Source organism: Corynebacterium sp. HMSC069E04, from assembly GCF_001813175.1.
GTDB lineage: Bacteria > Actinomycetota > Actinomycetes > Mycobacteriales > Mycobacteriaceae > Corynebacterium > Corynebacterium aurimucosum.
The window spans coordinates 20,428-33,838 of sequence record NZ_KV811666.1 but is presented as its reverse complement, the minus strand read 5'-3'; the positions used below and the strand labels follow the sequence as shown (position 1 = coordinate 33,838).

At 61.4% G+C, this 13,411-nt stretch carries 10 protein-coding genes; 5 read left to right on the top strand and 5 right to left on the bottom strand.

Annotation, left to right across the window (positions count from 1 at the left end; all coding sequences use genetic code 11):
- Together HMPREF2896_RS05345 and HMPREF2896_RS05340 are read left to right on the top strand one after the other, a co-directional pair.
- Positions 1 to 2,697 carry an FtsX-like permease family protein gene (locus HMPREF2896_RS05345; protein WP_070718298.1) on the top strand — a complete coding sequence of 899 codons (2,697 nt, stop codon included), beginning with the start codon at positions 1 to 3 and terminating at the stop codon, positions 2,695 to 2,697.
- 385 nt (positions 2,698 to 3,082) lie between these two features.
- On the top strand, positions 3,083 to 3,838 hold the full coding sequence (locus HMPREF2896_RS05340; protein WP_070718294.1) for a M23 family metallopeptidase: 756 nt from the start codon (positions 3,083 to 3,085) through the stop codon (positions 3,836 to 3,838).
- A 4-nt stretch (positions 3,839 to 3,842) separates the two neighbouring features.
- Here HMPREF2896_RS05340 and pcrA read toward each other — a convergent pair whose 3' ends face one another.
- Positions 3,843 to 6,368 carry a DNA helicase PcrA gene (gene pcrA / locus HMPREF2896_RS05335; RefSeq protein WP_070710664.1) on the bottom strand — a complete coding sequence of 842 codons (2,526 nt, stop codon included), beginning with the start codon at positions 6,366 to 6,368 and terminating at the stop codon, positions 3,843 to 3,845.
- Positions 6,369 to 6,490: 122 nt separating this feature from the next.
- Between pcrA and HMPREF2896_RS05330 the strand changes: the two genes are divergently transcribed.
- The 3 genes from HMPREF2896_RS05330 to pgi all read left to right on the top strand — a co-directional run bounded on the left by HMPREF2896_RS05330 (position 6,491) and on the right by pgi (position 9,550).
- Complete coding sequence (locus HMPREF2896_RS05330) at positions 6,491 to 6,853, top strand: chorismate mutase (RefSeq protein WP_070447280.1); 363 nt, start codon at positions 6,491 to 6,493, stop codon at positions 6,851 to 6,853.
- 67 nt (positions 6,854 to 6,920) lie between these two features.
- A complete protein-coding gene (locus HMPREF2896_RS05325; protein WP_070447373.1) occupies positions 6,921 to 7,814 on the top strand; it encodes a trypsin-like serine protease in 894 nt (297 codons plus the stop codon).
- Positions 7,815 to 7,915: 101 nt separating this feature from the next.
- The gene (gene pgi, locus HMPREF2896_RS05320) at positions 7,916 to 9,550 is read left to right on the top strand and encodes a glucose-6-phosphate isomerase (protein WP_070447284.1); all 1,635 of its coding nucleotides are present in this window, start codon (positions 7,916 to 7,918) and stop codon (positions 9,548 to 9,550) included.
- Between the two features lie 164 nt (positions 9,551 to 9,714).
- Here the strand turns inward: pgi and HMPREF2896_RS05315 are convergent, their stop codons facing one another.
- The 4 genes from HMPREF2896_RS05315 to HMPREF2896_RS05300 are packed head-to-tail and all read right to left on the bottom strand — an operon-like array spanning position 9,715 to position 13,376.
- Positions 9,715 to 10,782, bottom strand: a complete 1,068-nt coding sequence (locus HMPREF2896_RS05315) for an HNH endonuclease signature motif containing protein (protein WP_246815769.1) — start codon at positions 10,780 to 10,782, stop codon at positions 9,715 to 9,717.
- 52 nt (positions 10,783 to 10,834) lie between these two features.
- On the bottom strand, positions 10,835 to 11,248 hold the full coding sequence (locus tag HMPREF2896_RS05310; RefSeq protein ID WP_070447292.1) for a YccF domain-containing protein: 414 nt from the start codon (positions 11,246 to 11,248) through the stop codon (positions 10,835 to 10,837).
- Between the two features lie 10 nt (positions 11,249 to 11,258).
- Positions 11,259 to 12,080 (bottom strand): DNA-formamidopyrimidine glycosylase family protein, encoded by an 822-nt coding sequence (locus HMPREF2896_RS05305; protein WP_070718289.1) that lies wholly within the window; start codon positions 12,078 to 12,080, stop codon positions 11,259 to 11,261.
- A gap of 27 nt (positions 12,081 to 12,107) precedes the next feature.
- A complete protein-coding gene (locus HMPREF2896_RS05300) occupies positions 12,108 to 13,376 on the bottom strand; it encodes an alpha-hydroxy acid oxidase (protein ID WP_070718285.1) in 1,269 nt (422 codons plus the stop codon).
- Positions 13,377 to 13,411 lie beyond the last annotated feature (35 nt).

Below are 13,411 nucleotides of genomic sequence, written 5' to 3'. Positions count from 1 at the left end.
ATGTCCGGCATTAATGCTGCTACCCGCCCAACGAGGCGCGACCTGTGGCGCCACCCGTGGCGCACGCTGGCCGCTGTTATGCTCATCGCGCTGCCAGTGGCACTTGTGGTTGGAATGGCACTCTTTGATAATTCCTCTGGTCGGCTCTCCGCGGCCTTGAGCTCACCCGAGCGAACCCTGCAGATCAGCGCCGAACACCCGGAGATTAGTTATGAAGACGTGCCAGGTCTGGCTGCCGACGTGCTTCCTGGAGGCCTCAGCGTCAGCCCGGTCACCGCTTTTTCTAGCACGTCACTAATCCATAATGGGAAGTCAGCCAGCTCCTGGGTAGATCAATTCGACGCAGAGAATCCGCCGGAGCCTGCACAGGAGGCCGTCGATAAGTTCAATCTTGGCCCCAACCAGGCAGTTCTATCGCGCTCTACCGCACACAAGCTCGACGCCTCCGTTGGAGACGTCATCACCGTGCGCACCAGTGCTCTGAGCGGCGACCACCAAGTCACGGTCGCGGCTATTGCTCCCGAAAACTATGACTTTGTCACCTCCCCCACCCTCAATGACGCTCTCAGCGACCCGTCCTTTCAGATAAACACCTCCTGGGTCATCGTGGGTGATACAACGCTGACCAAAGAGGATGCCGACCGCGCCCATGAGGCCGGGCTGGAAATCTGGGCACCGGAGCTGCGAGATACGGACCGACCCGATTCTGAGTCGGATTCCTTTGGCGGAATCCTGAGCAGCATTCTTTTCGTGCTCTTCTTCTTCGGCCTCTACGCCATCGCCGGATTGCTCATCCTTTTCCTTCTCGCGCCCGTCTTCACGCTGGCTACCGGACGCAATACGCGCCTGTACGCGCTCATGTCGAGCCAGGGTGCGCTGCCGCGCCACATCATGTTCGCAGTGATGGCTTATGGCCTGCTGATGGGACTAATCGGCGCCACCATCGGTGCAATCGTTGGCCTAACGGTCTCGTGGGTGTGGTGGACAGCCCGCTATCCGGACTTTGCTGCACGCCCGCCCTTCCTAGCTATTGGCCTCGCATGGCTCGTGGCGGTGGCAGGCTGTGTCATTGTCTCCATCGTTCCCGCGTGGTTGGCGCAACGTGGCGCCCTGTCCACAGCAATTCAAGGCACCGCCCCCGACCGCCTCTTGCGCTTCCGTCGGTGGATGGCCATCGGCCCGGCATTCTTGCTTCTGCTCGTGCTCTTCAGCTTCAGCCCATGGGGCGGGTATATCCCCACGGTGCTGGCTCTCTTCGGAGTCATCGCGGTTGCCGCGTCTGCCCCCGCTTTGGTCTTCCTATGCTCCTTACTATCTCATCGCGGCCCCCTCGCGTTGCGTCTGGCTGGACGCGGCCTGACCCGGCGCAGCATGCACGCCTTGCCGACGTCCATCGCTCTCGTCTCAGTTGCCTTCGTCGCCTCCCTGTTTGGCGTGGGCATCATGACGGATAGCGCAAAGTCCACTGCCGAAGAAAAACTCGTCATGCCACCTACTTCTGCGCTGATTGAGGAGACGACCTTTGACCAACCAGCGCAGGTTTCTACGCCAGAAGAACGCGCGGCGATAGAGGCAATCCAGCAGACCACCACCGCCCGCTCCTATCCCTTCTATGCTTTCCCCTCGTGGACGACGTCTTTCAGCCTTCCGGAGGAAGACACTTTTTACGAGCTCACCACCGAATTTGATTACCTGTGCGAGCAGGTCGATTTCAGCAAGCCGGTTGAGAGGGCTGTGTTCGTGGATAATCAGGGGCGGCGCACCGATGATTCCGAAGAGGCTCGCCAGGAGTGTGCGCACGAGTTGATGACGTCATTTCCTTATAACCCGTTGATCTATCAAAGCAGGATGGTTCAAACCGATTCTTCCCAGCTTGAGCTCTGGCAATTCGACTCGGAGGAAGATCGCCGCGCGGCGGCACAGACGTTGGAGGCCGGCGGCATCGTGCTCCCCCACAGCAGCCACGTCGGCAATAACACGCGCGGCACGGTGACCGTAAAAACCTATAACGGCATTGACAGCCCAGAACCGAGCGGGACACAGGACGCGGATCTGCCGGTTGTGGAGGCCCTGCCTACCGCGGCCCGCGACGTGGTCTTGATTAGCCAGCAGGCAGCAGAGAAGCTGAACATGGAGCCCTTCTACGTGGGCCAAGCCCTCGCGTTCGACGAACCACCGAGCGAGTCAGAGCGCGAAGAGCTGCGAGACCTGACAGCGAGCGCTTCGCAGTCGCAATACTCGCTAAGCTTCGCAGTCTCTACTCCCGAAAGTTTCCGCTACTACCTAGGCCTCGGAATGGGGATCGTCTGCCTCATCGTGCTGACGCTCATCATTGCCAACGCAGCGAGCAGCATGCGCCAGGAAAGCACCGTGCTGCAATCCATCGGCGCCCACCCTTCACTGATGGCCAAGGTAGCGGCGTGGCAGACCTGGATGCTGGCCACCGTAAGCATGTTTTTCGGCGTGATTGCCGGTCATCTCGGCACGTACTTCTTTGCCGATAGTTCTGGATTCGTTTTCTCGACGCCACCTTATGGTCTGCGCCCGCAGGACTACTTCACCCCGGATTGGTGGCAATTCCTCGCCGTGCTTATCGTGCCGCTTCTGGCCGCCGCACTGGCGGCTGCGGTGAATCGCAGCGACAAGACGGGGCCACTGACCGCACGGGATCGCAGCGAGTCGCGTTCGTTGACCTAGCCCTCGTGGCCCACCGTTCCCCGACCGAGCCTTCGGCCGGGGAACCACTCTTTTCACACCCCCATAGCCTACCCCCATCCTTTAAACCTCTACTTTACCCCTGTAACAATTTTCACTTCTTTCACACATGTAACACGCTGGGCTGTTCGATAGTTTTTCGAACAATCCCTGTATTTACCTGCATTTTTAGACGTTGCGCAGGGTGATAGCTCGGGATAGTTTGTATCTCGTTGCCACAGAGCCTCAGCACGCGGCCGCACCCGCGCCGGCGTGTCGCAGGCTTCAAGGCGCATAACGGCTGTATGGCCGTGCCCTATCGCTCACAAGCTTCCTGCCGCTGACGCCGGCGGAAGCGAGCCACAGCAGGACTTAAGGACGTGAAGTTATGAAGCGCACGCTCAGCGCACTCGCCGCCGCGGCGGTCACCACCGCTACCGTGACGGCCCCAGCGTTCGCCGCCGAACCGGCAGCAAGCGTGGATGTCTCCGACGGGTCCTCCCAGGGCCCTAACGCCGGCGACATCGAAGTCAAGGAAGACTCCAAGGCCGACCTCTTCAAAGCATTCTCCGGGCTAATCGTTTCCACGGCCGGAGCCCTCAACGGGGCCTCCACCCCGGAAATCAACTCCACGCAGGACGGCTTCGATATCGTCCTCGATCCCTCCAGCATTCCTGGTCTCGCCGAGGCCTTCGCCCCACAGGGCGATCACTCCGGTCTCACCCCTATGCGCGGCCAGGATGCCAACGGTAATACCGTGGTCTTTCCGACCTCCGGTACTTTTACCTCTGGCTTTGGCCCGCGGTGGGGGTCCTTCCACAACGGAATCGATGTAGCGAACCCAGTCGGCACGCCCATCTACGCAGTCATGGACGGAGAGGTCATCTCCTCCGGCGCAGCCCAGGGCTTCGGCAACTGGATCCGCATCCAGCACGACGACGGCACCATCACCGTCTACGGCCACATGCCCGGCGATCAGCTCTTGGTCAACGTCGGTGACCGAGTCACGGCCGGCGACCAGATCTCCGTCATCGGCAACGAGGGCCACTCCACCGGCCCACACCTGCACTTCGAAGTGCACCCGGGCGGCGGCGCGGCCGTTGATCCGGTGGATTGGTTCAGCGAGCGCGGCATCCTCATCTAAAGCTTTAAAGCTTTTCCATCGGCACACCGCCGATGAGCATGAGGCGGACCTTGCCCGCTGAACCGAAGTCCACGGTGACCGTCGCCCGCGCGCCGGTACCGGAGGCTTCGATGACCGTGCCCAGCCCGTACTTCGCGTGGTTGACACGGTCCCCCACAACTAAATTGAGATGGTTATTCTTCGGCATCGATGTTGCCGGAGCTGGCTTGCGCGAGCGCTGCGAAGGGGAAGACGCAGCGCCCCGCGAGCCATAGCCGCCCCCACGGGAACCAAAGAACCCGCTATCTGAGCCGAAGGTTCGCCCGTATTGATAGGAATCATCTCCGCCCCACGCGCCGGACAGCGAGCTGTCTGGTTCTTCACGGCGCCAGTCGATGAGGTCCTCTGGGACCTCGGCGAGGAAGCGGCTGGCCGGGTTCGTCACCGGGTTACCCCAGGACGAGCGGAGAATAGCGCGCGTGAGGTAGAGCTGTTCCCTAGCGCGCGTAATACCTACGTAAGCAAGGCGGCGCTCCTCACTGAGCTCCTTCGGGTCCCCCAGGGAGCGCATGTGCGGGAATTGGCCATCCTCCCAGCCGGTGAGGAAGACAACGGGGAACTCTAGGCCCTTCGCGGTGTGCAGGGTCATCAACGTGACTACCCCAGACTCATGATCCGGAATCTGGTCAGCATCCGCCACCAGCGAAACCTTTTCAAGGAAGGCTTGAAGCGAGCCCGGCGCGGCTTCACCTTCCGAGAGCTCCGGGGCTTCCTCTGCATCTGCACCCAAGAAAGCCATCTCATTGGCCGCCTCAGAGCTGAACTCGCGCGCCACCGACACCAACTCGTTGAGGTTGTCGAGGCGTGCCCCGTCTTGCGGGTCATTAGAGTTTTCAAGCTCCGCGCGGTAGCCGGTGGCGTCAAGAAGCGCGTTGAGCAACTCCCCCAAATCCGGTTGACCCGTCACTTCGTTGACCATGCCCGGAATCTGCGCGCGCACGCCCTCCATCATCTCGTTGAATTTGCTTACGGCATTCACTGCCCGTGTGCCAAGCCCGGCAACCTTGCCCGCTGCCGCATCGCGGAGAGCAGCCCCAAAGCTAACACCAAGGTTCTCCGCGTGCAGAGCAATCTGTGCCTGTGCCTTGTCACCAATAGCGCGCTTCGGCACGTTGATAATGCGGCGCAAGCTCACCGTGTCATCCGGATTATCCATGATGCGCAGGTAGGCCACCAGGTCCCGGATCTCGCGGCGTTCGTAGAAACGCGTGCCACCGACCACCTTGTACGGGATGCCCGAGCGCACGAAAATATCCTCCAACGCGCGGGAGGCATTGTTGGTGCGGTACATCACCGCAATATCCGAATAGGCCGTGCCTTTATCCGCCAAGGAATCAATTTCCGAGGCGATATACCGCGCCTCGTCGTGCTCATTATCCGCCACGTAGCCGACAATTTGCTCACCCTGACCGTGGGCGGTCCACAGGTTCTTCTCGCGGCGACCCTCATTCTTCGCAATGACCGCATTCGCCGCGTTCAGGATGGTCTGCGTCGAACGGTAGTTTTGCTCAAGCAGAATCGTGTGCGCCTGCGGGTAGTCCCGCTCGAACTCCTGAATATTCCTGATGGTGGCTCCACGGAAGGCATAAATTGACTGATCAGAATCACCCACCACGCATAGTTCCGGGGCATCCGGCGGCAGCTCGCCCCGGCCCACCAAGGCCGAGACAAGCGCGTACTGCGCGTGGTTGGTGTCCTGGTATTCGTCGATAAGCACATGCTTAAAGCGGCGGCGATAAAACTCCACTACCTGCGGGTGCTGGTTAAAGATGCGCACCACTTCCCCGATGAGGTCATCGAAGTCCACCGCGTTCGCGGCACGCAGGCGGCGCTGATATTCCTCGTACACGCTCGCCACAGTGAGCTCGAAAGGATTCTTCGTCCTCTCTGCCTCCGCGCGCGCCTGCTCTGGAGAGATAAGCTCATTCTTGCGGTTGGAAATCTGATTCGCCAGAACACGTGCCGAGTACTTCTTGAGATCCAGCTGCATGTCCTTGGCGATCATGGTGAGCAGCCGACGCGCATCATCGCCGTCATAGATGGTGAAATTGGTATTCAACCCAGGCACCAGTTGGGCGTTATTACGCAAGATACGCACACAAATGGAGTGAAAAGTGGACACCCACATTCGTTCTGCCACAGGCCCGACAAGCTGGCCCACGCGCTCCTTCATCTCCGCGGCTGCCTTATTAGTAAAGGTGATGGCAAGGATCTGCCACGGGGCGACCCCGCGCTCGCGCATGAGATATGCAATGCGGCGGGTCAACACGGCGGTCTTGCCCGAACCCGCGCCGGCCACGATGAGCAACGGTGAGCCCGAATGCGTCACGGCCTCTTCTTGTTGGGGGTTTAATCCTTCCAGCAACGGATCAGAAGCCTGACCGGAAGGGGTATCCGCGTTGGGTCCGGGCACGGGGGAAAAACCACCGGCGGAGGCGTCGGTGGAAGGAGCGGAAGAAGAACGGGGCCTAAACGGAGAATTGTTATTCATAATGCTCTCCAACCTACTAGCACCACCGGACATTGCCTTCCCACACCACTTCCTACCGGCGAAGACCAACGTCACGACTCATAATTCCCCTTTGCTCGAACGTGGTGGCACAATCTGAAGACATGAGCGCTTCACAATCTGGCCCCCCTGACTCGGGCTTGGGCCCCGAACACCAAGACCCCAACGTCGTGGACAACGGCCTCGATATTCGTATGCCCTCGGGCACCGATGATCCACTGAGCGATGCCGAGATTCAGCGCTACCGCGAAGAAATCAACCGCCTCGACCGCGTTATTCTCGACGCCATCAAGCGCCGCACCGATATTTCCCGCACCATTGGTAAGACGCGCATGAGCTCAGGTGGTACCCGTTTGGTGCATACCCGCGAAATCGCTATCCTCAACGAATTCCGCAGCGAGTTGGGCGAGGAAGGCCCCGCCATTGCCTCTGCCCTGCTGCGATTGGGACGCGGCAAGCTTGGCTAGCTGAGCGGCCCGCGGAATAATCCCCAACGCACGCGCCTCACGCTAGGTCGTGAGCTACTCTCTCCTCATGCGCTTTTTCTCTCGTCTCGCTGCAACTCTCGCCGCAGCTACTTCCGCCTTCGCGCTGACCGCCTGCAGCGGTTCTTCCTCCCACGTCGCTACCATCACCACCACAACCCTGAACCTTCCTGCCATCGGTGATTCCGGCCGCGCACAGGACTCCGGAACAAATAGGGGTTCGGAAGAAGTCCTCGACAGCGATTCTCTCTGGGATAACACCACTGAAATCCCCCAGGCGGAACGCCCCGATCCCCGCGTGGATCTGGCCCAACCGGAGGCAGCTGAATACTTCATGACGGCTGGTGTTCTCACTCCGGGGGTCGCAATTTACAACGCAGACAGCAGCGGACGATGCTCCGCTGGTCATTTCGTTGGCGACGGCGAGCGCCTCTTTATCCTCACCGCCGGCCACTGCGGGGATCAAGGCGACACCTTTTTCTACAAGGATCGCGCTGGAGACAACGTGAAGATCGGCGAGATGGTGTTAGAGGCCCGCAATACCAATACGGACAGGATTAACTCAGCCGACATCGCGCTCATCGAGGTCTCCAACCCAGCCGCCCAAGTCTCGACGTCACCTGCTCTGAACGCGCCTTTGGCGGGATGGATGCCCCTTGAGGACGTTGCTTTGACGAAGCCCACAATTTGCCGCGCCGGCTCCACGCGAGGAGTCTCCTGTGGCAACTTCATCGACCGCCACGAGGATCAAGGGCTGTTTACTTTCGGCAATGACAGCGCCCCGGGAGATAGTGGCGGACCAGTCTATGCTTCCATCGACGGCAAGCTCTGGGCCGTTGGTGTGCTGTCCTTCGGCAACGACCAGGATCCCTCTGACGTCGAAGTGGGCGCCATGGAGATCGGAAACACGATGAAGCAATTCGATTTAAAGCTCTACGCCTAGTTCATCGCAGTGCAGCCTTCTGCTTCGGCAGCGAAGGGATTTCTGGACTACGGTGGACACAGTAAGTTTCATGTCTGCTACCTGCCAGAAAGGCTTTTGCAATGGACATCACCGCTCAGCCGCAGTGGGCCGCGCTCACCTCGCTTTTTGAGAGCAAAAAGGACCTCAACCTGCGTGAGCTTTTTGCCAACTCCACTTCCCGCGCCGCAGATTTTTCTTTCGATGCTGCGGGCCTGCACGTGGATCTGTCAAAGAATCTCATCGATGAGGAAGTCCTCAACGCACTGGTGGACCTCGCCCGCGCCGCCGACGTCGAGGGACGCCGCGATGCCATGTTCGCCGGCGAGCATCTCAACAACACTGAGGACCGCGCCGTGCTGCACACCGCGCTGCGCCTGCCTGTTGAAAAAGATTTGAGCGTGGACGGCCAGGACGTCGCTGCCGACGTCCACGAAACTTTAGGCCGCATGCGCGACTTCGCCACCGCGCTGCGCTCCGGCACGTGGCTGGGACATACGGGCCACACCATCAAGAAGGTGGTCAACATCGGCATCGGCGGCTCCGACTTGGGCCCGGCCATGGCCGCGAAGGCCCTGCGCTCCTACGAGGTAGCGGGCATTAGCGCGGAGTTCGTCTCCAACGTCGACCCGGCAGATCTCGCCGCAACTCTCGACGGGCTCGACGCAGGCTCCACCCTCTTCATCGTCGCGTCCAAGACCTTCACCACCCAGGAAACCCTAGCCAACGCTCACGCCGCGCGCCGCTGGCTCATTGAGCAGTTTGATGGTGACGAGTCGGCCGTCGCCAAGCACTTCGTTGCAGTCTCCACCAACGCGGAGAAGGTCGCGGAGTTCGGCATCGACACCCAGAACATGTTCGGGTTCTGGAACTGGGTGGGCGGACGCTACTCCGTCGATTCCGCCATCGGCCTGTCCCTGATGTGCACCATCGGCCCCCTGGACTTCATGCGTTTCCTCGAAGGCTTCCACGCCATGGATAAGCACTTCCGCACCGCTCCTCTGGAGCAGAACGTGCCGGCTCTGATGGGCCTGCTCGGCGTGTGGTACTCCAACTTCTTCGGTGCGCAGACCCACGCGGTGCTGCCTTACTCCGAGGACCTCGGCCGCTTCCCTGCCTACCTGCAGCAGCTCACCATGGAATCCAACGGCAAGTCCGTGCGCCGTGATGGCACCGCAGTCAGCGCCGGGACCGGTGAAATCTACTGGGGTGAGCCGGGCACCAACGGCCAGCACGCTTTCTTCCAGCTCATGCACCAGGGCACCAAGCTCATCCCGGCGGACTTCATCGGCTTTGCCCGCCCGAAGGAGGACTTCCCCACTGCCGACGGCACCGGCTCGATGCATGACCTGCTCATGGGTAACTTCTTCGCGCAGACCAAGGTTCTGGCCTTTGGCAAGACCGCTGAGGAAATCGCTGCTGAGGGCGTGGACGAAGCCCTCGTTCCGCACAAGGTGATGCCGGGCAACCGTCCCACCACCACGATTCTGGCGGAGGAGCTCACCCCGCAGACCCTTGGCGCGCTCATCGCGCTCTACGAGCACATCGTGTTCACCCAGGGCATCATCTGGGACATCAACTCCTTCGACCAGTGGGGCGTGGAGCTTGGCAAGCAGCAGGCCAATGACCTGGCACCGGCTGTCTCCGGCAAGGAGGAAGCCGCATCCGGCGACGGCTCCACCGATGCTCTCATCGGCTGGTACCGCAGCCACCGCTAAGCACTGCTTGGCGACGTCTCCCCCGGCCGAACGGTCGGGGGTTCACGCGTTTTTAACGCGCAATCGACATGCGGGATCGCCAACGCCGCGGAGGCCCTGTGGGCGTCCGCGTGGTGTTTTACCTTCCTGCGGGCATCCGGGTGTCTTTTGTGTTGCGTGGCGGTTTAGCTGTCGGGCGGTCCAAGTCCGTGTTGCGCGGCTTGATACGCCGCCTGGGCGGTGATTGGTTCACCCCAGGGTGGGATGTAGTCCACATCGCCGCGTAGTCGGAAGACGTAGCCGGCACCGGTGGGTTTCTCTGGGTCATCATCGTTGACGCCGTTGTGATAAGCGCACAGCATCGTCAGATTCGGCGGGTCGGTGGTGCCTCCTGCCTTCCACGGCACAAGGTGATGCACCTGGGCATAATCAGCAGGCTTATTGCACCCCTTCCTGGCACAGGTCGGATGCTCGGCGCTGGCCATCATGCGCTGCTCAAACCCGGCTAGGCGTTTCATGCGGTGCAGCCACACCGGCCCGATGGTGGGGTGGATGAGGGTGACGTAGCCGATCTCGGCAAACTTGTAGTTCAAAAACTCCGTGCCGGTCATTCGGCCACCATTGGTTAGTTCGAGCACGATGTCATCGCCGTCGCCGCTAACAATCTTGTCGAGCTTGTCCAAGGTCACCACCACGCTGGTGAATACGGCTGGTTTGGTTCCGCCGTGGGACTTGGTGAAGAAGACGTGATTGGCTGCTTCCAGCAGGTTGTCCTGGTTGATGGATTCCAGCACGCCGCGCATCTCGGTCACGGTCATGGGGTCATCGGTAATGGTCAGCGAGTGTGGACCGTCAGCGCGATAGGTCATGCGCACACCAGGTGTGGGCACGCGTTTGGGCTTGAGCTCTTTTAAGCGCTTGGCCGCCACGGCTGGGATGTTGTGTGCTGGGGTACCGGCAAGCTTGACCCTTAGGTTCCAGGCATGCAGCTGATTCTTCAGTTTCTTGGTATAGGACTCGATGAGGCTGAGTGTGGCCAGATCATGGCGTTGTTCGGCAGCTCGGGCTCGAGCTTGTCGTTGCTTACCCGTGAATTTCGTGGCGCCGAAGTAAATGTGGTTCAGGCGTGCCAGTTCGGCGGCGTCAGCAGGCGAAGCGCCGAGTGCGCGTAAACGTTTCTCGCCTCCTACCGCCAGCTCCACCAAAGAAATCCCCGAGTTGCGGTAGGAGAAATAGGTCTCTAAATCCCCCATGACCCAGAACACTAAAGCACCCTGACCACCCCCGCAACCGGAGAGAGAATCGTTAAAGCTTGATCATCGACTCCCAGCCGAAGGGGATCTCATCTGAGTCGACAATCTTGCGGCCGAACGGGAAGCATGTCACCGGGATCATCTTTAGGTTGGCCCAGGCAACCGGAAGACCCACGATGGTCACCGCCTGGGCTGCCGCGGTGGTGACGTGGCCAATGGCGAGCCACAAGCCGGCTACCAAGAACCACACGACGTTCGAGAAGGCCGACATGCCGCCAGTGCCCTTGACCGGCTGCACCACGGAGCGCCCAAAGGGCCACAGCGCGAAGTTGGCCATGCGCATCGAGGCCACGCCTGCGGGGATGGTCACGATGGGGATGCACGCCAGGATGCCAAGAAGGAAGTAGCCTAGGGCGAGGACAAGGCCACCAGTTGCCAACCAGATGATGTTAAAAATGATCTTCATACATCCCAGCCTAGCGGCGCGGCTGGCAGTGTGGGCACCACCAGATCACACGCTCCAGCTCTCCTTCGTCGCCGCCGGCGTCCACGCCACCCAGCGTGGATTTCTCAATCAGCGTGCCGCAGCGCCGACAGCGCCGTCGGTTGCGCCCGAAGACATACGTGGTCTCCCCTGCTCGCTTCACACCGGTGGTCACGCGCACCGGGGAATCGCGGTTGGCCCAGATGAGGCGGCGGGAGAGGGTGAGGATCTGGGGGACGTCGACAAGCGCTACCGGCGTCGCTGGATGAACGCCGGCCAAGAAACAGATTTCGGCGCGGTACTCGTTGCCCAAGCCCGCCACGTTGCGCTGGTCCAAGAGGGCCGCACCGATGCTGCGCTCCGGGCGGGTCTCGATGCGGCGCACGGCCTCCTCGAAGCCTCCTTCTTCCCATTCTGGCGCGAGGATGTCGGGGCCAAGGTGCGCCATGCGCTGCTCAAATTCGCGCGTGGGAAACACTCCCACGTGCCCCAGCCAGTGCCCTACCAGCTCGATATCACGCGGGGCGTTCTCCATCTGTAGCACTACGCGCGCGCTGTGGCCGGGCTTGCGCCAGCGGTCACCGGCGTAGTGGATGGCCCACGTGCCCTCCATCTTGAGGTGCGTATGCAGGATCAGCTCGCCGCCGAAGTCCATAAAGAGGTGCTTGCCATAGGGCCAGACTTCCTCGCACACCAGCCCGTCGAAACGCACGGTGGCATAGCGCGGCACGCGCAGGGAGGAGGAGGTCACGCGCCGGCCTTCCATAAACTGCAGCCGGTTCGACAACTGCAGTACAGAATCGCCCTCTGGCACAGTAGAACCTCCTCACCGAACGGGTGCCTACTCTACCGGCGCATCCTTTCCCGCACCGAATGCCAGCGCGCCCGGCTCCCACGGGGTAACCACGTGCTGCCGGCCTAGGTCTTCGATCCTCTTCACACCGAGCAGCTGCAGGGTGTTCTTAAACTCCTCCGCCAGCAGCTCAATGACGCGGTCGACGCCTTCCTTGCCGCCGGCCATCAGCCCGTAAAGGTAGGCGCGGCCGATGAGGACGAAGTCCGCCCCGAGCGCCAGCGCAATGGCGATATCGACGCCGGACATGACGCCGGAGTCGTAGATGATCTCCACGTCCGGGCCCACCTCGGTGCGCACGGCCTCCAAGGCTTGCAGGGTGTTGACCACGCGGTCGAGCTGGCGCCCGCCGTGGGAGGACACCACGATGCCGTCGGCGCCGAGGTCGATGACCTTGCGGGCGTCCTCGGGGTTGACGATTCCCTTGACAAAGAGCTTGCCCTGCCAGGACTCGCGGATCCACGCCAGGTCCTCGAAGTTAAGGCCTGGGTCGAACATGGTGTTGACCAGCTCGCCCAGGGTGCCGGTGGTCGAGGTCAGGGAGGCAAAAGTAACCGGGTCCGTGGTGAGGAAGTTGAACCACCACTCCGGGCGCCACGCGGCGTCGAAGACGGTTCCGGCGGTCAGGCGCGGCGGGATGCGCATGCCGTTGCGGGTATCGCGCAGACGCTGGCCGGCCACGGGCGTGTCCACGGTGACCACCAGGGTGTCATAGCCGTTGGCGGCAGCACGTTCGATGAGCTCCTGGCAGGCGGAGTGGTCCTTCCACAGGTAGAGCTGGAACCAGCGGCGCCCGCTAGTGCCTTGCGAGGCCGCGACCTCCTCCACCGAGCGCGTGCCCATCGTGGAGAGCGTAAACGGGATGCCTGCGTCGCGGGCGGCTTGGGAACCGGCGTCCTCACCTTCGGCGTGCATGAAGCGGGTAAAGCCGGTCGGCGCGATGCCGAAGGGCAGGGCCGCGGGCTCGCCAGCGATCTCGGTGTTTAAGGAAATGTCGTGTGCGCCGTTGAGAACGTTAGGGAGCAAGCGCACGTCGCGGAAGAAATCGCGGGATTCTTGGTAGCTGACCTCGTCGCGGGCTGCGCCGTCAACGTAGTCGAAGGCGGCCTTGGGTGTGCGGCGCTTGGCTATCTTGCGCAGATCCCACACATCAGCGGCCTCCGCCAAGCGGGCAGCCCGGCGGTCGAGGTTGGGCGCTTCAAACCTCATGAGGTTCTTCAGCTCGGACACGTTAGGCAGTTGGCGCTTTAGCCGCATGGCAACAAGACTCCTTTTCTATAGGTCTATCAACA